We start from the raw sequence: 20,985 nt of genomic DNA, 5'->3' as shown, positions 1-20,985 counted from the left end.
AGGAGTCGTAACATGTTAAAAAAAGAGATACTGTACACGCCCTATACTGGCGCAGTATTGCTGGAAACCCCATTATTAAATAAAGGGCTGGCGTTTACCCAGGAAGAGCGCCAGGCACTCAATTTAAATGGATTGCTCCCTGACACGGTAGAAACTATTAAAGAACAAACCGACCGGGCATGGGCGCAATTTTGCGATTTCAAACGTGATATTTCAAAACATGTTTATTTGCGCAATATTCAGGATACCAACGAGACATTATTTTATAACCTGGTGCGTACGCATTTAAGCGAAATGCTGCCAATCATTTATACCCCGACAGTGGGCGAAGCCTGCGAGCATTTCTCCGCTATCTATCGCCGGGCCCGTGGCCTGTTTATCTCCTGGCCGAACCGCCACCAGATTGATGAGATGCTGCAACAATTTTCACGTAACGATATCCGCGTCATTGTGGTGACAGACGGTGAGCGCATTCTGGGCCTCGGCGACCAGGGCGTGGGCGGAATGGGGATTCCCATTGGCAAACTCTCACTCTATACCGCCTGCGGCGGCATCAACCCGGCTACAACCCTGCCTATCATGCTTGACGTCGGCACCAACAATGCCCAACGCCTGGACGACCCGCTCTATATGGGCTGGCGGCACCCGCGTATTAGCGATGATCAGTACATGGAATTTATGGACATGTTCATCGATGCCGTCAAAGCCCGCTGGCCGGATGTCCTTTTACAGTTCGAAGATTTCGCCCAGAAGAACGCGACGAAATTGCTCAACCGCTACCGGGATAAACTGTGCTGCTTCAATGATGACATTCAGGGCACCGCCGCCGTTACGCTGGGCACCCTGATCGCCGCCTCGCGTACCGCAGGCGTCAATTTGCAGGATCAGCGGATCGTCTTTTTAGGCGGTGGCTCCGCAGGCTGCGGCATTGCGGAAAAAATCATTGCTTATATGGTCTCAACAGGCTTAAGCGAAGCCCAGGCGCGCGGTCGCGTCTTTATGGTCGACCGCTTCGGCCTGCTGACGGACGACATGCCGAATCTGCTCGATTTCCAGCAAAAACTGGTGACCCCGCGCGAGGCTATCGCCCACTGGGATGTGGAGCAGAACAATATCTCTCTGCTGGATGTGGTGCGTAACGCCCACCCGACGGTCATGATCGGTGTTTCCGGTCAGCCGGGCCTGTTCAGCGAAGAGATCGTCAAAGAGATGTACAGCCACTGTCCGCGCCCGATCATTATGCCGCTCTCCAACCCCACCTCCCGGGCGGAAGCGCAGCCGCGTGACCTGATTGAATGGACCCAGGGCGCAGCGCTGATTGCCACCGGCAGCCCGTTTGCGCCGGTGCATTACGATGGCGCGGTCTACGAGATTGCCCAGTGCAACAACGCCTACATTTTCCCGGGGCTGGGGCTTGGGATCCTCGCTGGTAACGCAAAGCGGGTAACGGAAAATATGTTGATGGCCGCAAGCCAGGCGCTGGCCGCCCATTCACCGCAGGCCACCCTGGAGCGCGGCGGTCTGTTACCGGCAGTGGAAGATATTGCTGAGATTTCACGAGCCATTGCGTTAGCCACTGCGCGTGCGGCTCAGCAGGATGGCGTTGCCCCGCAGGCCAGCGACGACGAACTGCATGCGGCAATCGAGAAAACCTTCTGGGAAGCGCAATACGCCCCCTATAAACGCGCATCGTTCTAAACCCGCGCAGACAGGGGAAAGGATCTCCCCTGCTTTCAGGCCGTAGACCGTGAGTAAACATGGCGGATTTTATAATTTTTGACATACCCTAAACGGAGGACAATGATAGCGGTCTCATGCTGTTGCGTGGATGCTGTCGGCGCGCGCAAAAAACGTCATCACAAGGAAAAACCGATGAACGCATTTTTCTCTACCCAGGCCGGTTGTGTTGTCCGCTGGTTAGATCTCCCCGGCGACGGTGTGCCGCTGGTCTTTGTGCACGGCCTTGGCTGCGCCTCCTCTTACGAGTACCCCCGCGTGGTCTGCGATAAAAACTTCCAGGGCCGACGCGCCATCCTGATTGACCTGCCAGGTTACGGTTATAGCGAGAAACCAAAAGAATTTCGCTACTCCATCAGCGAACAAGCCGCTGTTGTCTGCGAACTGATCGCCCATTTACAGCTCGATGATTACTTCCTGTATGGACATAGCATGGGGGGCAGTATTGCCATTGAAGCCGCAACCCAACTTAGCGCTTTACGTGGTCTGATAGTCTCGGAGCCCAACTTCCGCCCCGATGGGGGATTTTTTAGCCGCCAGATTTGTCGGGTCGATGAAGAGACCTATATTACCCATGTCTATGCGCTCATGATGAACAACTATAAAAACCCCTGGACCGGAAGTTTATCGGCCGCCGCCCCCTGGGCCGTCTGGCGTGGCGCATCCAGCCTGATTGCCGGCAATCAGTGGCTTGAGATGTTTGTTGAACTCAATAAGCCCATCTGCCTGCTGTTTGGCGCAAAATCCCTGCCGGATGCTGATTTTACGCAACTGAGCGCCATGGGCATCGCCACTGTGGAGCTGGCCGACTGCGGGCACAATATGTCGTGGGAGAACCCACCCGCCCTTGCCGCCGCGCTGGCCGCGTTCTGCACAGCGCACGAATAGCTCTTAGCGCAGATGTGCGCGCTTAAACTGGCTGGCGTCAATGTCGTACTGCTTCATCTTGCGCCACAGGGTGGTACGACCAATATTGAGCAATTGCGACATCTCCTGTATTCGCCCGTTGGTCACTCTGGCGGCCTGGATAATCGCCTCTTTTTCAACGGCGGAAAACGTCAGATTGGCAGCCAGTCTGGCGCCCGGTTCCTGCGGTGCGCCCCCTTCGTTAAACAACCACTCCGGCAGATGACTCAGGCGAATATGGCCCTGTTCGCTGCTGATCGCGATATTTTCAATAATGCTGTTGAGCTCGAAATCATTCCCCGGCCAGGAGTAGGCCACCAGCCGGGCCAGCGCATCGTCATCTACCCTAAGCCGCGAGGAAAATCGTCGCTCCAGCCCGCGCAGACGGCTTTGTACCAGGGCAGGAATACTGTCGCGACGTTCCCGCAGGGGCGGGATGACGACCTCAAAGGCGCGCAAAGCATAATAAAGCTGACGGCTAAAGCGGTTTTGCTCCACCAGATTCCCCAAATCGACCGTGGTGGCAGCAATGACTTTGATATCCACCGGCACCAGACGTCGGGCCTCAAGCCGGGTAAGCACCCCCTGCTTGATGACCTGCAATAGCGCGGATTGTAGCTCAGGGGCCAGATACTCGATTTTTTCCAGAAACAGCGTACCGCCATTGGCCAGTTCCAGGCGGCTGAGGCGCCCTTTCTCATTTTCCGTCGCCGCGCTGCCCATAAAATCCAGCCCCAGCGCACTGTCGGCATACAACTGACAGTTAACGGCGATATACGGCCCCCCGGCGCGTTCGCTCTCATTGTGAATGGCCTGCGACATCAGCTCCTTACCCACACCCTCTTTCCCATACAGCAGAACAGGAAACGCCCCGCGCGCCGCCTGACGACCGGCCTGGATCAGTCGGCGGGTTTGCGGATCGTCGGCGGGCATCTGCTCGAAGGTATGGCTGACTTTACCCAACTGGCTGGTCATTAACTGACGCATCTGCTCAACCGGGTGTAGCAGCAAAATAAAGCTATTCCCCTGCTCTTCGACGATGGGTTTGAGGGTCACCACCGCATCAATAAACTGGTGCTGGCTTTCGAACGTCACCTCTGCGTGATTGACCGCCCGGGCATGTTTAATCGCCCGGCGAAGCAGCGCAGGCAATGTCACCAGATCGCTAATGTTTTTCCCCTGGCTGACCTGGGCGTCAAGAAACAGCATGCGCGCCGCCTGCACGTTGAGAAATTGCAGCACCCCCTGCTCATTCCAGGCCATCACCCCGTCATCCATGCTCTCCAGCAGGCCGTACATCTGATTCAGATGGCGGTTAGATTCCGCCAGCAAATTGTCCGTCAGGAGCGAGTTGCCAATTTCTCTGGCCGTTGCCAGCGTCAGCGACAGATCCGCCGGGGAAGCATGTTCCGCCCGGCAGCACAGCGCAATAGAACCGGACAGGCGGCCATGGTTGTCGAATACCGGCGTTGAGCAAAAGGCCCACGGGAACAGCGCCTGTTTGAAATGCTGGCAGCCCAGCGTCTTTACCGGCTGGCCCATCATCGCCGCCAGCGACAGCGCACAACTGCCAATAATACTTTCCGCACAGTAGCTGCCCGGCAGGAAGCCGAGCCGGGACAGCGCGTCAAGCGTGTCGGGATGGCCACAGCGACTCAAAATACAGGCAGACTCATCAAGGATAAACAGCGCGCAGGGCCGCCCTTCCATATATTCCAGGGCATCCTCCAGCGCCGCCTGACCAATCGTCAGCAACCCGGTTTTACGGCGGCTGATCGTCTCAAACGTCAGCCCCTGCGCCTGGTGCGGCGTGCCCCAGGCGTCACGCTGCATGATTTTTTCGCAGCGCTGCCAGGAGTGAGCGATGAAGGTGGCGACCTCCTGTTCTGCCGTTTGATGCTGTGTCATGCGCGGTTCCGTCTGAGTCGGGTAAGGGACGTTATTGTCGCTACAGCCGAAAAAAGAAATCAATGTAAACGTTCCATTATGGAACCTGCGTCAATAACGCTGTCCCAGGATGCGCTCCGCCTCGCGTTAGCCGCAGCACTGAGTGGCTGGCACTGATCGCTGCCCGGGTTCGCCGATTTTTTGCACAAAATATATTCTGCATCGGAACCGGGGTAAAAAAGGCGGGCATTGCTCGCATTTTCCCCCTTTCTCCGGCAAAAACGTTCCGTTATGAAACATTTATTCGCAAGGGCGTTTCACTATGAAACCCAATTTTTTGGCATTTTCTTTTTCGCTCGCCAGAGGAGAATCAGCACATCGGCCAGGGAAACCCGCACGACGGGTATCCGCCGCTGATGCCCTACAACATCAGGCCTGCGCGCTGCGGATGGCCTGGCTCACCTCCTGCGGAGTATGAATAATGAAAAAACTGATTAACCGTGTGGAAGATGTATTAAGCGAACAATTAGCTGGCCTGGCAAAAGCGCACCCTGAACTGACGCTGCACCAGGACCCGGTATATATGACCCGCGCCGATGCCCCGGTCGCCGGGAAAGTGGCGCTGTTATCCGGCGGCGGCAGCGGTCATGAGCCGATGCACTGCGGCTATATCGGCAAAGGTATGTTAAGCGGTGCCTGCCCTGGCGAGATTTTCACCTCCCCCACGCCGGATAAAATGTTTGAATGCGCCATGAACATTGATGGTGGCGAAGGCGTGCTGTTAATCATCAAAAACTACACGGGCGATATCCTCAATTTCGAAACCGCCGCTGAGCTGCTGCACGACAGCGGCGTGAAGGTCACAACCGTGGTGGTGGATGACGACGTCGCGGTAAAAGACAGTCTCTATACCGCCGGACGCCGTGGGGTGGCAAATACTGTCTTGATTGAAAAACTGGTCGGCGCCGCCGCCGAACGCGGAGATTCACTGGATGCCTGCGCGCAGTTGGGCCGTAAGCTCAACAATCAGGGGCACTCCATTGGTATCGCCTTAAGCGCCTGTACGGTTCCTGCGGCAGGTCAGCCTTCGTTTACCCTTGCGGACAACGAGATGGAATTTGGCGTGGGTATCCACGGCGAACCGGGGATCGACCGCCGCCCGTTTAGCTCGCTTGATACCACTGTCGACGAGATGTTTAACGTGCTGCTGGAAAATGGCAACTACAGCCGCACCCTGCGCGAATGGGATCACACCAGCGGAAGCTGGCAGGAAGTCAAACAGAGCAAACAGGCTCTGCAGCGCGGCGATCGCGTTATTGCGATGGTCAACAACCTGGGCGCAACGCCGCTGTCTGAGCTGTACGGTGTTTACAACCGGCTGGAAACTCGCTGCCAGGAAGCCGGTATTGTCATCGAACGCAACCTGGTCGGTAGCTGGTGTACATCACTGGACATGGGCGGCTTCTCCATTACCTTGCTGAAAGCCGACGATGAGATCCTCGCTTTGTGGGATGCGCCTGTCCATACACCGGCCATGACCTGGGGTAACTAAGGAATTTTTTATGTCGCTGAACAGAAACCAAATTGTTGACTGGCTCTACCGCTGCGGCGAGGTCTTCACCAAAGAGAGTGATTTTCTCACCGGCCTGGACAGGGCCATTGGTGATGCGGACCACGGCCTGAACATGCATCGCGGCTTTAGCAAAGTGGTGGAAAAACTGCCCGCCATTGCAGACAAAGATATCGGCTTTATTCTCAAAAACACCGGTATGGTGCTGCTCTCTAACGTCGGTGGGGCCAGCGGCCCATTGTTTGGCACCTTTTTTCTGCGCGCCGCGCAGGCGACACAGGCCCATCAAAGCCTGACGCTTGTTGAGCTGCATCAGATGATCCGTGAAGGCGCCGAAGGGGTAATCAGCCGTGGTAAAGCAGAGCCCGGCGACAAAACTATGTGTGACGTCTGGCTGCCCGTCGCGGAATCGCTGGAGCAGGCCATCGCGCAAAACCTGTCCATTACCGCCGCTCTGGATGCTGCAAGTCAGGTGGCGGAAAAGGCAGTTCAGTCGACCATCACCATGCAGGCCCGTAAAGGCCGTGCCAGCTATCTGGGCGAACGCAGTATTGGTCATCAGGACCCTGGCGCAACCTCGGTGATGTTCATGGTGCAGATGCTGGCGGCAGCCGCGAAAGCGTAAAAGAAGGAAACGGCGATGGTTAACCTGGTGATTGTTTCTCATAGTGCCCAACTGGGCCAGGGTGTCGGGGAACTGGCCCGGCAGATGTTAACGGGAGATGGCTGCAAGTTAGCCATCGCCGCTGGGATTGACGATCCTGATAATCCGATCGGCACCGATCCAATTAAAGTCATGGAAGCCATTGCGTCGGTGGCCGACACCGATCATGTGCTGGTGATGATGGATATCGGTAGCGCCCTGCTAAGCGCGGAAACCGCCCTGGAACTGCTTGACCCGGACATTGCCGCAAAAGTGCGTCTGTGCGCCGCGCCACTGGTGGAAGGCACACTGGCCGCCACGGTTAGCGCCGCCACGGGCTCTGACATTGACAAGGTGATTGTCGATGCGCAAAACGCGCTTGAGGCAAAGCGCGTTCAGCTTGGTCTCGACGCCCGGCAGGAAGCGCCCCCACAACCACAAACAGACGATGAGACACAGGAAGAGGCGCTCACCGTCGCAGTGACTGTGAACAACCCTAACGGCCTGCACGTTCGCCCGGCATCTCGCCTGGTGGCTGCGCTGGCCGGTTTTGATGCCCGGCTGTTGCTGGAAAAAGAGGGAAAATGCGTCAGGCCGGACAGCATCAATCAAATCGCTCTGCTGCAGGTACGCTGCCACGACACCCTGCGCCTGATTGCCCGTGGCCCGCAGGCAGCGCTGGCGCTGGCGGCCTTTGAACGGCTGGCACAGGAAAACTTCGGGGAAACGCTCACAGCTCAGCAACCTGCGGTAACGCCAGATATTCCAGTCCAGATTAAAGGCCAGGCGTTGCGCTATACCCCTGTCGAGCTGCCGCTGGCCCAGGCCACCGTGCGAACACCGGAAGAGGAAATGGCTCGTCTGCACAGTGCCGTTAAGGACACGCTGGACGATCTGAGCGACCTGATTCGCCTGGCGGAAGAGAAGTTTTCCCCCGAGATCGCCGCCATTTTTGCCGGTCACCAGACCCTGCTTGACGATCAGGAACTGATGGATAGCGCCTGGGAGATGCTGCGCCAGCGAAAATGCACGGCGGAATGGGCGTGGCACAAGATGCTGATGGAACTGAGCAGCCAGTATCGCCATCTGGATGATGCCTATTTGCAGGCACGCTATATCGATATAGAAGATTTACTGCATCGCACGCATCTTCATCTGGCACAGGCGCTGGAAAACATCCCAACGCCGCTGCGCCCGAGTATTCTTATTGCAAGCGATCTCTACCCGTCCGTCATGCTGCAACTGGAGAAGAAAAACATCGCCGGGATTGCCCTGCTGCAGGGTAGCCCGCACTCTCATAGCGCGATTATCGCAAGGGAAGCCGGGATCCCCGTGCTGTATCAGCAAGTCAGCGCACTGGCTAAAGTGCGCAGCGGTGACGTCCTTACCCTCGACACTGTCCGGCCCCAATAAACTGGCGACGCTCCCCAGGCGGGAGTGTCGTTTTTTAACGCCTGTCTGACGGGTGTGTTCACTGTGTCACATTATTCACGCAATACGTCCAGGCTGTGGATGTCCTGCTAGCTGGCGGGATTGGCCTTATCAAACGCCGCCTGGGCCGCCAGCATGGCGTCCATATTGTCTTCTACCCACAGTGTCAGAAACGACATGGTGTGCGTCAGCGTTTTGCCTAACGGCGACAAACTGTATTCCACCGTGACAGGCACCGTGGGGAAAATTTTCCGCGAAACAAGCCCGTCACGCTCCAGCTTGCGCAGCGTCTGCGTCAACATTTTCTGCGTAATCCCGCGAATATGTCGTCGCAAACTGTTAAAACGCTGCGGCTCTTTTTCCAGACAGCCCAGAACCAGCAACGCCCATTTATCGGCAAGCCTTGAAAGCACATCACGCGTCGGGCAGCGATCGTCGTAAACATCGTAAGGTAATTGCAGTTTATTCATAACGATAGTTTCTCTTACAAGGTTTCCTCAGGGAAACTTAGTGGCCTTCAGGTGCCTTCTTTCATGACCACAAGATAATGTGTATAAATCGCTTCAGGTATCTATTGGATACTAAGGCACTCTGAATGACAAAGTATTTATACATACCTTGCTCACCCGCTGTGTCGAAAAATAAACCTGCGATTATTTGACCACCTTTCGCGCAATAACGCGGCAACCCGTGGTGCAACAAAATAAGAGATGACATCGTGTTGAATAAATTTGATGAAGCGTTTACCCGGTACACCAGGCATCCTGATTTTGGCCGATTACTGCTTCGGTTAACGTTCGGCATTTTAATGCTTTTTCATGGCATTGCCAAAGTGAACCACGGCGTAGACTGGATTTCCGCGATGCTTGAAGCAAAGGGGTTACCCGGATTTATCGCCCAGGGTGTTTATATCGGCGAAATTGTTGCGCCCGTCCTGATCATTATTGGCTGGTTAACCCGCCCTGCCGCTTTTATTTATGCCTTTAACATTGTGGTGGCAACATTGCTGGTGGGTACAGATAAATTCTTTACCCTGACCAGGGTCGGGGCATGGGGACTTGAAAGTGAAGCACTCTATTTCCTCGGCGGCCTGTGCATTATGTTTCTTGGCGCCGGGAAATACAGTCTGTCTGGTAATAAAGAATAATCATTCACCATTGAGGGACTACCTATGAGTATCGTTGTTGTCTATTTTTCTGGCTACGGCCACACCTCCCTGGTTGCGGAAAATGTTGCTGCCGGTGCCAGTGCGGAGCTGATTGCTATTAATGAAAATGGCGAAATCACAGAAAGCGACTGGCAAAAGTTAAACGACGCGAAGGCGATTATTTTTGGCGCGCCGACGTACATGGGCGGCGTACCGTGGCAATTTAAAAAGTTCGCTGATGCCACCTCTAAAGCATGGTTTACCCGTAGCTGGCAGGATAAAATTTTTGCGGGTTTCAGCAACAGCGCCAGCCTGAACGGTGATAAACAGGTGACGTTGCAGTACCTGCAAACCCTGGCGTCTCAGCACGGCGGTGTGTGGGTGAGCCTTGGCTTGCCGCCGGCGAATACGCTGGCCGCGTCGCGTGAAGATCTGAACAACCTGGGCGGTTCCGTGGGCCTGCTGGTGCAGTCTCCGTCCGATGCGGGCGCGGATAAAATTCCGTCTGGCGACCTTGCCACAGCGACTAAATTTGGCGAACGAGTTGCGGCGATTACCGCACGCTTTAACTGATTTGGCGCACGCATAAAAAAGGGCAGCAGGCTGCCCTTTTTCCATATCAAAACAGGCTTAACGGTAAACAATACCGCCATCAATCAGAATCGACTGGCCGGTAACATAGTCAGAATCCGGGCCTGCCAGGTAAGAGACCAGGCTTGCCACATCATCCGGGGTTTCCGCGCGTCCCAGTGCAATCCCTTCGACATATTTCTTATACGTTTCACCCACCGGTGCGCCTGTGATCGCCGCGAAACGCTGGTCGATTTCGGTCCACATTCCGGTGCCCACAATCCCCGGACAGTAAGCATTCACAGTAATACCACGGCTGGCATACTCTTTTGCCGCCGCCTGCGTCAGCGCACGGACGGCGAATTTGGTCGCCGAGTAAATGCCTAACATCGCAAAACCGTCATGGCCGGCAATAGAACAGGCGTTAATAATTTTGCCTTTCTGCTTACGTTCTTCGAATTTTTTCGCCGCGGCCTGAATCCCCCACAGGGTACCCTGCACGTTAATCCGCATAATGCGATCCACCTCTTCCGGGGTGACATCGGAGAGCGGTTGTACCTGCGCGATACCGGCGTTGTTAACGATGATGTCAAAACCGCCCAGTTCGCGTTCCGTCTGGGCGATAGCCGCATAGACCTGTTCACGATCGGAGATATCGGCCACGAACGTCGCGGCTTTGCGCCCTAAGGCTCTGACCTCAGCGGCGACAGCTTCCAGCGCTTCTGCCTTCATATCCACCAGCATGATTGCTGCGCCGTCTTTGGCCAGACGCAACGCAATGCCTCGCCCAATCCCTTGACCGGCACCGGTTACCAGCGCGACTTTATTTTCGATAGCCATACTTTCTTCACCTCATCCTGACAAAAAACACTGCCTTAGCCACGGCAGCAGACTGGGCTTACACTACCGCCCGCCCGAGGCGTGGCCTACCCCCTCTGATGGGGGGGTGAGCACGCGAAGTGACGTGTCGCCCGGGTGTGACGCTGGTTCCGCCCTGCCTCCTTGAGTACACTCGGGGGAAAGAGAACAGAACGAGGTTGCGGTTGTATGGCATTTTTGTCCCCCACAGGTCACCAGCCCATAGAGAATGTTGACGAAGAACCTTTCCGATTTACACGCAACCTCCCGCTGATCCTCACAAAACTCACGCCGCCGCGTACCCCTGGCGTCGTGCTGCAACGCGACCGTCTTCTAACGCGGCTGGACAACGCCGCCTCCGGTAGTCTGACGCTGGTCTGCGCGGCTGCCGGGTTTGGCAAAACCACGCTGCTTTCCCAGTGGTATCAACACCGTCAGGCACAGGGCGATGCGCTGGCCTGGATCAGTCTGGAAGAAGAAGACAGCACGCCATTACTTTTCATGCGCTATCTGCTGGCGGCGCTGAGCCCGCTCTATCCGGGCTGGAGCGATACCTTCCAGCGATACCCGGACGGGGCGCATCCTGGCGATTTTTCACTGTTTCTGGCAGAACTGGTCAATCAGCTTCATCGCTGTTCACACCCGCTTTATCTGATTCTCGATGATTACCAGAGCATCCGAAGCCGCGAAATCCATGATGGGCTGACCTGGCTGCTCCACCATGCCCCGGCGTCGTTACATCTGGTTATCGGCAGTCGCAACCGCCTGCCTCTGGTGCTCAGCCGCCTGCGGCTTTGGGAGCAGTACACGGAAATCGAAGACAGTGAATTGCGCTTTAACGATGCCGAAGCCCAGGCCTACTTCGCCCGGTCGGTAACGCCACCGGTTAATACGCGCGATATCCCGCAACTGATGACACTGACAGAAGGCTGGGTCGCAGGGATGAAAATTGCCGCCCTCTCTCCGCGCAGGCATGACGCGATGCCCGGCATTGGGGGAGTACTCAGTGGCGGTTCGCGCTCAATCAGTCGCTACCTTGAAGAGGTCATTTTCGCACCGCTGCCTGCCAGTGTGCTCCACTTCCTGATGCTGACTTCGCTGCTGAATCGTCTGCATCCGGCGTTGTGTGATGCGGTGACGGGGTTAAATAACGGCAAAGAGATGCTCGCGTGGATTGAGCAACACAATCTGTTTCTTAGCGCCCTGGATGAGGCGGGATTCTGGTTTCGCTACCATCCGCTGATGCGCGATGCCCTCTCCCATCGCCTGCAACAGGATGCCACCATCGACATTCGCCAGCTTCACGAGCGCGCGGGTAACTGGTTCGCCGCCCAGCAACTCTGGGCGGAAGCGATACGCCATGCGCTGGCGGCCGGGAAGTCGCTCGCCCGACACGCAGAAGCCGGGGCACAATCGCTGGCGGAAGAAGGCGATATCGACACCATGGTGCGCTGGATCCACCATCTACCCGCCACGCCCGATCCTTCGCGCATTGAACTGCAGCTCAATCTGGCCTGGGCGCTGGCGCACCATTGCCGCTTTACCGACGCCCGCCAGTTGCTTGATGCCATTGAGGCAATGGTGGCGACACGCGCAGAACATCTTCCACGGTCAACGTGGGTAAAGCAGCGCGTGGTGCGCGCCATTTGTGAGGCCTTCGCCGATAATATTTCCGGCAGTCTGCCGCTGGTTGAACCGTTGCTGCATGAGGTTCCCTGCGGTGATATCTGGGTGGATGGACTGGTCTGCAATATCCTCAGTTATTGCCATCTCGCTCTTGCCCACCCACAGCAAGCGCTGGAGGTGCAGCAGCACGTTTCCGGCAACCAGGCCACCAACCGCAACCTGTTTGTTGAGGTCTACCGGGTCTTTGTGCTGGCACTCGGTCAGTTGCGTCAGGGGGACCTGCAGGAAGCCGAACGCCAGGCCATCCAGGCGTTACACCATGCGGAGCACCATACCGGACAAAATTCCAGTAGTGGCGCCACGCTGGCCCCGCTGCTGGCCGAAATCGCCTGGGAGCGCGGCGACAGTGAACGGGTCAACAGTTTGTTGAACCTGCGTCTGGGCATGATTGATGATTTTTGCCCGTCAGATGGTCTTAGCCTGTGCTACGTGGTGCTTGCGCGTCAGGCGCAGTTGAATGCGCAACCTGATGAGGCCATGACACTCTTACGCCATGCCGGGCAATTGTGTAGAGATCGCGGCTGGTGGCGTGCGCGCATTGCGCTGCTTGCCGAAGAAATCACCCTCCACCTGAATACCGGCAAGAAAGATAACGCCCGCAGGCAGTTCGCCTTACTCCAGCAACTGGCGAGCGAGCCGAGGGCGATGGAAAATAGGGTTGTCGTCTGGCACAGGGGGATCTGCGAAAGCCGCCTGTTACTGGCCGAAGGCGATGCGCTGACGGCGGCGGCGACGCTGACTCCCGTGATAAATGAGCAGGAGCGCTGTGGTGAATGGCTGGCGGCAACGCGCTTGCGCATCCAGCAGGCTGTGGCCTTCTGGCAAGCCGGTGACGAGAAACAGGCTATGGCGGCGTGCGCTCCGGCACTCCCGCGCGCCGTCGCGCAAAACATGCAGCGCACGCTGCTCGATGGCGGGTCGCCTTTACTGGCCCTGCTCAGCCGGTTGCGTGAACAGTCCCAGTTCGATTCGGCGTTGACCGCCGTCATCGCCAGCGCCGGGGCGATGCTAATGTCCGGGGGGATTCCCCCCCTGGCGACACACGAAGCCGCGACGCAGGGGCTACGATTGACCGAGCGCGAGCAGCAAATCTTACAGCTCATCGCCGAAGGACACTCCAACAAAGGCATCGCCCGCACGCTTGGCATCTCGGTTGAGACCGTCAAGTGGCACCTTAAGCAGTTGTATGAAAAGCTGGCGGTGAGCGGACGTATTCAGGCGGTGAACCGGGCGAGAAAATTGGGTTTAATGGGTTAGCGAATTTTCACCTGCCTTGTGTGACAGGCGAAGAACACATTAGTCACCGATTACGCCGACCGACGAGCGCAAAATGCCACACACATTCCCACCAGCGCGGCCCCACTCAGCCACTGGAACACCAGACGCCACGCCTCCAGTGACGGATGCGCCCCCAACAGCACGGTGATAATTGCCAGCATCATCGCCCCGGCGGTGTACTGACTGGTGACCATCAGCGCACTGGCCCGCCCCTGTAGCGCCACAGGCGTGGCCGTCAGCCCGATGGCAAACATCGCCGGATAAATCAGCCCGTGACCCAGGCCACTGAGCGCAATGCCGAGCATAAAGGCTAGCGAAAACGGCACAGTGAGCGTCGTCGACAGCAGCCACAGCCCCAGCCCCGCAGCGGCAAACCCAACGGTTAACACCCCCGCGCTGGAAAAGCGTACGCTCAGGCGGGTATAGAGACCGTTGCCAGCCACAATCAATACTGCCAGCGGGGTAAACAACAGCCCGGTCACCACCGCCCCCAGCGCCAGTGTCTGCTGCCAGAGCAGCGTCATGGCATAGAACTGGCTACCGACGCTTGCCATATAGCAGGCGCTACTGAGCCAGCCGCTTTGCAGCCCCGGTAACGTGCGAAGCCGTTCCGACAACAGCGGCCTGGTGGCAAAGCGCTCATGCGCGATAAACAGCACCAGCATGCCCAGCGCCAGACGGTTTGCCAGAAAATCAGGCTGCCCGGTTTCGGCGTAGCGCATCAGCGCCCAGACGACCGCCCCGGCAGTGGCACAGCCTGCCAGCGCTCCCCACCCTCCAGGCTGTTTCTCTCCTTCGGTTCTCAATAGCGGAAAGTCCCGGCTAACCCGCCAGAGCGCCAGCAGCCCTGGTGGCAGATTGATAAAAAAGATAGCCCGCCAGTTTAACTCAGCCAGCAGACCACCCAGCATTACGCCTGCCACCAGCCCGAGCGCGCCAATCGCGCTCCAGATAGCCAGCGCCCGGCGATGGGCTTCGCCCTGAAAACGCTGCGCCATCAGCGCCAGTACCGCCGGTTGCAGGAGTGCCGCCGCAACGCCCTGACCCGCACGAGCGGTTAACAGCAGCGCGGCGCTCTGCGCCAGCCCACCGATGACGGACGCGAATAAAAACAGTCCCATCCCGATGGTAAATATCCGCCGGGCCCCCAGACGATCGCAGAGGCTTCCCCCCAGCAGTAGCAGCCCGGCAAAAATGAGCCCGTAGAGGGAAACAACCCATTGCATTTCGCCAGCCGTGAGCGCTAAATCCTGCGCCAGCGTGGGCAGCGCCACGTAAACAATGGCGTAATCCAGCGCAATCAGCGCCTGGGCAATGCCCGGTACCAGCAGAGGAAGAGAACGCGATGTTTGCGGTGTTGTCGTCAGATTAATGTGCGTCATCAGGCTTCCTGTTCGTTGAATAATGATGAATAATCCTCATGGATTACTTGCTCTTCATACAGGCTACGCCTTATTTATTGAAGCAATCAAAGTCATAGTTTTCAGCCAAAGATGAGTTAAATTCATCCATGAAATTACGCCGTCTGCCACCGCTTGGCGCTATCCGCGCTTTTGATGCCGTTGCCCGCCACGCCAGTTTTAAACTGGCCGCCGAGGAAATTGGCGTCACCTCCACGGCTATCAGTCACCAGATTCGTCAACTGGAAGAGACCCTCGGCCAGCGCTTGTTTACCCGTTCCGCCCGCGCGGTAACGCTCACCGCCAGCGGCGAGATCCTTTTTCGCGCCTCGGAGAATATGTTCACCACCCTGCGCGAGGCCGTCACGCTTATCGAGGCCGGTGCCCCGCCCGATGCGCTGACGCTCAGCACCACCTCGAATTTCCTGACCAACTGGCTGGTGCCGCGCCTGCCGCTTTTGCACCGCCAGCTCCCGGACCTGGAACTGCGCTTTCACAGCAGCACCAGCCTGGTGGATGTGCGCGGCGCGATGGCCGACTGTGCCATTCGCTATAGCATGCAGGCAGACGCGTCGCTGGAAAGCACGCTACTCTGGCGGGATCGTTTTGTGCTGGTCGCCAGCCCGGCTATAAAGCTGCAAAGCCCGCAGGATCTGGCCGGACTTACGCTGTTTCACATCGAAAACCGCCATGTGCCAACGCCGGAACCGGACTGGCAGCACTGGAAAGAGACTTTTGGCCCGGCGGATTTAGCCGTGCAGACGGGGATCCGTTTTGATGATGAGACACACGCGATTCAGGCAGCGATTGCCGGACAGGGCGTGTTACTGGCAAGCGAACTGCTAATCCAGTATCCGCTGGCACAAGGGCTACTGCATATTGCCCTGCCGGGGGCGCTTCCCGGCGGCAATTACTATTTTGTCACCAGCGCGGATAAAGCCAGCCGCCGCGATGTGCAACAGTTCAAACAATGGCTTATCAGGGCTTTTGATGACGTGACGGTGTAACAAAAAGGTCAGAAACACGCGCTGTGACCAGGTGAAAACGTAAGCGGTCCCCCCTGGGTTTTGCTATGGTATTTTTTTGCTGATGAGAAGCGGGTAGAACGAATGGAGCGGCTGGATTGCGACCGTATGTTTGTCGCGGTGATGGAAACAGGCAGTTTTACGGCGGCGGCGCAACGGTGCGGTACCAGCCACGGTCAGGCATCGAAATTGATCTCCCGGCTGGAGAGCGAACTGGGCGTTAACCTGCTGCGCCGCAGCACCCGCTCACTGACCCCCACCGAGGTGGGCCTGGCCTACTACGAACGAATCCGTCAGCTTCTGGTCGATTACGACGCGCTTAATGATGCCGTTCGCAATAGCGCCAACGCTCCTTCCGGGCTGCTGCGCATTTCGGCCCCTGTCACGTTTGGCGTCTCACAACTGGCGCCACATCTGGTGGAATTCGCCCGCCGCTACCCGGATATCGAACTGGATGTCAGTTTTTCCGACAGGCTCGTTAACGTGGTGGATGAAGGCTTTGATCTGGCCCTGCGTATCGGCAGCCTGAGTGACAGCAGCCTGATTGCCCGCCGTTTATGCCCGATTCGCAGTGTGGTCGTCGCCGCCAGAAGCTACCTTGAACGCCACGGCGAACCGGTACACTGGTCAGAGCTGGAACAGCACGCCCTGATTGTCGATACCAATTTTCGCGATCCCTGGCACTGGCCGTTTCGCGACACCCAACAGCAAATGCATTTGCAGCCGGTTCGCGGGCGAATCAAATTCTCCAATGCGGAAGTCTGTATGGAGGCCGCCTGCGCAGGGTTGGGGATTGCCAGAGTGCCGATGTTTATCGCTGAAAAAGCATTGAATGCGCAGCGTGTGGTGCCCGTTCTGGCTCCTTTTGAGGCCCCGCCGCTGGCGCTCTATGCGGTCTATCCCCCGGCCCGCTATCTGGCGCAGAAAGCCCGGGTGTTAATCGATTTTCTGGCGGCAACGTACGCCTCGCTGTCGTAGCCATGATTGTTTCCATTATGGAAATAAATATCCTCTTTTTGACCCAATAATCATTAGGCTGGAAACACCCTATAGTCCTTTCATCAACCTATTCGAGAGGACACAACCATGACTGATTCACGTACTGCTCCCTATGCATCTCTGCTGTTGCGCCTGGCGCTGGGTATTCTTTTTCTGGCGCACTTTAGCCTGAAATTCTTTGTTTTTACCCCGGCGGGTACCGCGAAGTTTTTCGCCTCCCTCGGTCTGCCTGGCGGGCTGGCCTATCTCACCATGGCGGTTGAACTGGTGGGGGCGATTGCGCTGATCCTCGGTATCTATAGCCGTATCGTTGCCATCGTGCTGATTCCGATTCTGTTGGGCGCTATCTTCACCGTTCACGGCCCGGCTGGCTTTTTCTTCACTAACCCGAACGGCGGCTGGGAATTCCCGGCATTCTGGATAGTGGGTCTGCTTGCTCTGGCGCTGACCGGTGATGGAAAATACGCGCTCAAACCGACCCCTTTTAAAGGCTAAAGGAGTACACATGCTGATTGACGGAAAATGGACGGCGGACTGGCACCCGGTGCAGGCCACCGATGAAAAAGGCGGGTTTGTGCGCCAGACTTCCAGTTTTCGCCACTGGGTGACGCCTGACGGGGCGCCCGGTATCACGGGCGAAGGCGGTTTTATCGCTGAACCGGGACGCTACCATCTGTATGTCGCGCTGATTTGCCCGTGGGCCTCGCGTACGCTGATTGCCCGGAAGCTGAAAGGGCTGGAGGAGGTTATCAGTGTCTCGGTGGTTGAACCCTGGCTGCTGGAAGAAGGCTGGCATTTCGGCGATTACCCCGGCACCGACCGGGACACGATCAATAACGTCGAGTGGCTGCATCAGCTTTATACCAGGGCCGATCCAACCTTTACCGGTCGCGCGACGGTCCCGGTGCTGTGGGATAAGAAAACCCATACCATCGTGAATAACGAGTCCGCTGATATTGTGCGGATGCTCAACAGCGGCTTCGGCGAGCTGGCGCGTGGCAGTATTGATCTCTACCCCGCCGCCCTGCGCGAAGAGATTGATCAGCTCAACGCCGCGATTTATCCAACGCTGAATAACGGTGTGTACCGCGCCGGTTTTGCCACCACTCAGGTCAGTTATGAGGAGGCAGTCAGCGATGTGTTCTCCATGCTCGATACGCTGGAAACGCGTCTTGCAACGCGGGAATTTCTCTGCGGTGGACAGCTAACCGAAGCCGATATCCGTCTGTTTGTGACCCTGGTGCGTTTTGATGCCGCCTACCATGGGGTGTTCAAATGTAATCGGCGTAAGCTTGCGGAATATCCGCATCTGGACCGCTATCTGCGGACAATGCTGGCGGTTCCGGGCATCCGGGAAACGGTGAATATTGATCACATCAAGCAGGGCTACTATTCCATCAAGGCGCTCAATCCGAATGGGATTGTTCCGCAGGGGCCGGATCTCAGCGCGTATGGTTTATAAGTCAGTCGCAGAAAGCGAGATCATCGCAGGGTGAGGAGGCCAGGCGGCTATAGATGAGGGTTCCGTTCACTTAATATTCATGGCGAAATGGAACCTCCGGTCACGTGAAGGAGTAAAGGGGAACACCGCGTTCCCCTTTACAATCCCGCGGCCCCGGATGGCGGCGCAAGCGCCTGATCCGGGCTACAAAACGTTCAGGCCGCACGAAATAGTCCCTTCTCCCTGTGGGCTGAGGAATCCCCACAAAAATGCGAGCACGATCGGTCCCCTCTCCTCTTTGGGGAGAGGGTTAGGGTGAGGGGGAATATGCGGCTCGGGAGGTGAGTTCCGTTCACTTTACGTTCATGGCGAAATGGAACCTCCGAGCATGTGACCGGGTAAAGGGGAACACCGCGTTCCTCTTTACAAGCCCCGCGGCCCCGGATGGCGGCGCAAACGCCTGATCCGGGCTACAAAACGTTCAGGCCGCACGAAATAGTCCCCTCACCCTGTGGGCTGAGGAATCCCCACAAAAATGCGAGCACGATCGGTCCCCCTCTCCTCTTTGGGGAGAGGGTTAGGGTGAGGGGGAATATGCGGCTCGGGAGGTGAGTTCCGTTCACTTTACGTTCATGGCGAAATGGAACCTCCGAGCATGTGACCGGGTAAAGGGGAACACCGCGTTCCCTTTTACAATCCCCGCGGCCCCGGATGGCGGCGCAACCGCCTGATCCGGGCTACAAAACGTTCAGGCCGCACGAAATAGTCCCCTCTCCCTGTGGGCTGAGGAATCCCCACAAAAATGCGAGCACGATCGGTCCCCTCTCCTCTTTGGGGAGAGGGTTAGGGTGAGGGGAAATATGCGGCTCGGGAGGTGAGTTCCGTTCACTTTACGTTCATGGCGAAATGGAAGCTCCGAGCATGTGACCGGGTAAAGGGGAACACCGCGTTCCTCTTTACAAGCCCCGCGGCCCCGGATGGCGGCGCAAGCGCCTGATCCGGGCTACAAAACGTTCAGGCCGCACGAAATAGTCCCCTCTCCCTGTGGGAGAGGGTCAGGGTGAGGGGAAAATGCGGCTCGGGAGGTGGGGTGTTATAAAAACGCGGTTTCGCTGCTCCCCACGCTGTTCAGCTCAAGCCCGACAAATTTGAGCCCTATTCCGTGTTCACGATCTATATCGGTTGCAAACATAAATCCGAACTTATCTTTTTCATCAGGAGACAGATAAATTTTCACCAGAATAAGATCTGTCGCCTCTGCGCCGTACACCCGTTTACAGTAAGCCTGAGTTTCCGCTGTGATTTTCTGCGAGAAAGCGTTCTGTTTCTCGATAAGAAACTGGATATCGTTCCTCATCTTGTCATCAGGCGAATGCGCTTCCAGATTTATGCACTGAACAGGTTCAGAACCGAATATCGGTAAATGCAAATCAACTGCGGCGCCTTCATCATCGGCATAGTATTCCAGATCTATGGACATCTGTTACCTGTTGGCAATAAGCAGCAATATGGCCTCTCAGCCATCCTTAATAGCAAGAAATAATAACAGCTTCTCTTGCTTGATACTCACCACCATCATGATCGCCTCGTCGATTCATTTCCCTTTTCACCCTCGAATATCAGTAAGAAAAGGGGGAACGTTGCTGCGCCTCTTGTAAAAAATGGGTGGCATCTTCACCGGCAGCGGTATACAGCGGTGCGTTTTGATCGTTCGCAACGGCAAAAATGGCAGTCGCGACATCCCCGGAATGAGTCACTGGCGAGTGGTTATCGCGTGCCATCTGAATAAACGCATCCACCATCGCGCCATATACCGGATCGTCTTGTCCGCCAAAATAGGCCCGCGCATTCTCGCCAAACTTCGTCTCTGGTGAGCGCCCCGGCAAGACCACATGAACGCGAATACCCAATGGCCTGACCTCAATGGCTAATGACTCGCTCCAGGCATTCAGCGCCGCTTTACTTGCACGATAAAGCCCAATCAGCGGCATGGCTTTGGTTGTCACTGACGATGAAACATTGATGATAACCCCTGATTTTTTCTCTCTCATTAGCGGCAGAAATGCCTGGGTTAATGCGAGCGTCCCCAGAACATTGGTGTTCATTAACTGCTGCGCGGTTGCCTGTGGCGTGAGTTCAACAGGGACCGGTGCGCCAAAACCGGCATTATTCACCAGCAGGTCAATCGCCCCGGCCTTTTTCACTACATTATCAATGCTGTCAGCGGAAGTGATATCCAGCGGCAAAAGGGTCAGGTTGCCGCTTTCAGGTAACAGCGTCGGATCGGGCGTTCTCATGGTTGCAATCACTTTCCAGCCTTTGTCTAAAAAGAGTTTTGCTGTGGCAAGCCCAAAACCCGATGAGCATCCGGTAATCAGTGCAGTCGACATGTTTAATCCTCTCTGTT

Annotated in this window: 18 protein-coding genes; 12 read left to right on the top strand and 6 right to left on the bottom strand. The window is 56.7% G+C overall.

Features of this window, described 5'->3' with window-relative positions; translation table 11 throughout:
* Positions 1–12 precede the first annotated feature (12 nt).
* Positions 13–1,698 carry an NAD-dependent malic enzyme gene (locus tag IP582_RS10380; protein ID WP_193795871.1) on the top strand — a complete coding sequence of 562 codons (1,686 nt, stop codon included), beginning with the start codon at positions 13–15 and terminating at the stop codon, positions 1,696–1,698.
* Positions 1,699–1,872: 174 nt separating this feature from the next.
* Positions 1,873–2,625, top strand: a complete 753-nt coding sequence (locus tag IP582_RS10375) for an alpha/beta fold hydrolase (RefSeq protein ID WP_193795870.1) — start codon at positions 1,873–1,875, stop codon at positions 2,623–2,625.
* 3 nt (positions 2,626–2,628) lie between these two features.
* Here IP582_RS10375 and dhaR read toward each other — a convergent pair whose 3' ends face one another.
* Complete coding sequence (dhaR, locus tag IP582_RS10370; protein ID WP_193795869.1) at positions 2,629–4,551, bottom strand: dihydroxyacetone kinase operon transcriptional regulator DhaR; 1,923 nt, start codon at positions 4,549–4,551, stop codon at positions 2,629–2,631.
* A 460-nt stretch (positions 4,552–5,011) separates the two neighbouring features.
* Here dhaR and dhaK point away from each other — a divergent pair, with 460 nt between their 5' ends.
* The 3 genes from dhaK to dhaM are packed head-to-tail and all read left to right on the top strand — an operon-like array spanning position 5,012 to position 8,156.
* Complete coding sequence (gene dhaK / locus IP582_RS10365) at positions 5,012–6,082, top strand: dihydroxyacetone kinase subunit DhaK (protein ID WP_039079346.1); 1,071 nt, start codon at positions 5,012–5,014, stop codon at positions 6,080–6,082.
* Positions 6,083–6,092: 10 nt separating this feature from the next.
* The gene (dhaL, locus tag IP582_RS10360) at positions 6,093–6,725 is read left to right on the top strand and encodes a dihydroxyacetone kinase subunit DhaL (RefSeq protein ID WP_193795868.1); all 633 of its coding nucleotides are present in this window, start codon (positions 6,093–6,095) and stop codon (positions 6,723–6,725) included.
* 15 nt (positions 6,726–6,740) lie between these two features.
* Positions 6,741–8,156, top strand: a complete 1,416-nt coding sequence (dhaM, locus tag IP582_RS10355; protein ID WP_193795867.1) for a dihydroxyacetone kinase phosphoryl donor subunit DhaM — start codon at positions 6,741–6,743, stop codon at positions 8,154–8,156.
* A gap of 107 nt (positions 8,157–8,263) precedes the next feature.
* Here dhaM and IP582_RS10350 read toward each other — a convergent pair whose 3' ends face one another.
* Entirely contained in the window at positions 8,264–8,644 is a 381-nt protein-coding gene (locus IP582_RS10350) for a helix-turn-helix domain-containing protein (RefSeq protein ID WP_039079349.1), read from the bottom strand.
* Positions 8,645–8,892: 248 nt separating this feature from the next.
* Between IP582_RS10350 and IP582_RS10345 the strand changes: the two genes are divergently transcribed.
* Together IP582_RS10345 and IP582_RS10340 are read left to right on the top strand one after the other, a co-directional pair.
* Entirely contained in the window at positions 8,893–9,321 is a 429-nt protein-coding gene (locus IP582_RS10345) for a DoxX family protein (RefSeq protein WP_193795866.1), read from the top strand.
* 24 nt (positions 9,322–9,345) lie between these two features.
* Positions 9,346–9,894: a flavodoxin family protein gene (locus IP582_RS10340; protein ID WP_071194842.1), complete on the top strand. Its 549-nt coding sequence runs from the start codon at positions 9,346–9,348 to the stop codon at positions 9,892–9,894.
* Positions 9,895–9,951: 57 nt separating this feature from the next.
* On the opposite strand, the gene IP582_RS10335 is transcribed toward IP582_RS10340, so the two are convergent.
* Complete coding sequence (locus IP582_RS10335; RefSeq protein ID WP_039079352.1) at positions 9,952–10,731, bottom strand: acetoin reductase; 780 nt, start codon at positions 10,729–10,731, stop codon at positions 9,952–9,954.
* Positions 10,732–10,938: 207 nt separating this feature from the next.
* Between IP582_RS10335 and IP582_RS10330 the strand changes: the two genes are divergently transcribed.
* Entirely contained in the window at positions 10,939–13,692 is a 2,754-nt protein-coding gene (locus IP582_RS10330) for a LuxR C-terminal-related transcriptional regulator (protein WP_193795865.1), read from the top strand.
* A gap of 50 nt (positions 13,693–13,742) precedes the next feature.
* On the opposite strand, the gene IP582_RS10325 is transcribed toward IP582_RS10330, so the two are convergent.
* Positions 13,743–15,095 carry an MFS transporter gene (locus IP582_RS10325; protein WP_193795864.1) on the bottom strand — a complete coding sequence of 451 codons (1,353 nt, stop codon included), beginning with the start codon at positions 15,093–15,095 and terminating at the stop codon, positions 13,743–13,745.
* A 128-nt stretch (positions 15,096–15,223) separates the two neighbouring features.
* Between IP582_RS10325 and IP582_RS10320 the strand changes: the two genes are divergently transcribed.
* The 4 genes from IP582_RS10320 (at position 15,224) to IP582_RS10305 (ending at position 18,599) form a co-directional block, all read left to right on the top strand.
* Positions 15,224–16,120 (top strand): LysR substrate-binding domain-containing protein, encoded by an 897-nt coding sequence (locus IP582_RS10320; RefSeq protein WP_193795863.1) that lies wholly within the window; start codon positions 15,224–15,226, stop codon positions 16,118–16,120.
* Between the two features lie 102 nt (positions 16,121–16,222).
* Positions 16,223–17,116 (top strand): LysR family transcriptional regulator, encoded by an 894-nt coding sequence (locus IP582_RS10315; RefSeq protein WP_193795862.1) that lies wholly within the window; start codon positions 16,223–16,225, stop codon positions 17,114–17,116.
* A 108-nt stretch (positions 17,117–17,224) separates the two neighbouring features.
* Positions 17,225–17,632, top strand: a complete 408-nt coding sequence (locus tag IP582_RS10310; RefSeq protein WP_039079357.1) for a DoxX family protein — start codon at positions 17,225–17,227, stop codon at positions 17,630–17,632.
* Positions 17,633–17,642: 10 nt separating this feature from the next.
* On the top strand, positions 17,643–18,599 hold the full coding sequence (locus tag IP582_RS10305; protein WP_193795861.1) for a glutathione S-transferase family protein: 957 nt from the start codon (positions 17,643–17,645) through the stop codon (positions 18,597–18,599).
* A gap of 1,072 nt (positions 18,600–19,671) precedes the next feature.
* Here the strand turns inward: IP582_RS10305 and IP582_RS10300 are convergent.
* Both IP582_RS10300 and IP582_RS10295 read right to left on the bottom strand, forming a co-directional pair.
* Positions 19,672–20,058 carry a hypothetical protein gene (locus IP582_RS10300; RefSeq protein ID WP_193795860.1) on the bottom strand — a complete coding sequence of 129 codons (387 nt, stop codon included), beginning with the start codon at positions 20,056–20,058 and terminating at the stop codon, positions 19,672–19,674.
* A 139-nt stretch (positions 20,059–20,197) separates the two neighbouring features.
* Positions 20,198–20,968, bottom strand: a complete 771-nt coding sequence (locus IP582_RS10295) for an SDR family oxidoreductase (RefSeq protein WP_193795859.1) — start codon at positions 20,966–20,968, stop codon at positions 20,198–20,200.
* Positions 20,969–20,985: the final 17 nt, after the last annotated feature.

This window comes from Citrobacter sp. BDA59-3, assembly GCF_015167655.1.
GTDB classification, from domain to species: domain Bacteria; phylum Pseudomonadota; class Gammaproteobacteria; order Enterobacterales; family Enterobacteriaceae; genus Phytobacter; species Phytobacter diazotrophicus.
This window is presented reverse-complemented; position numbering and strand designations above follow the sequence as displayed.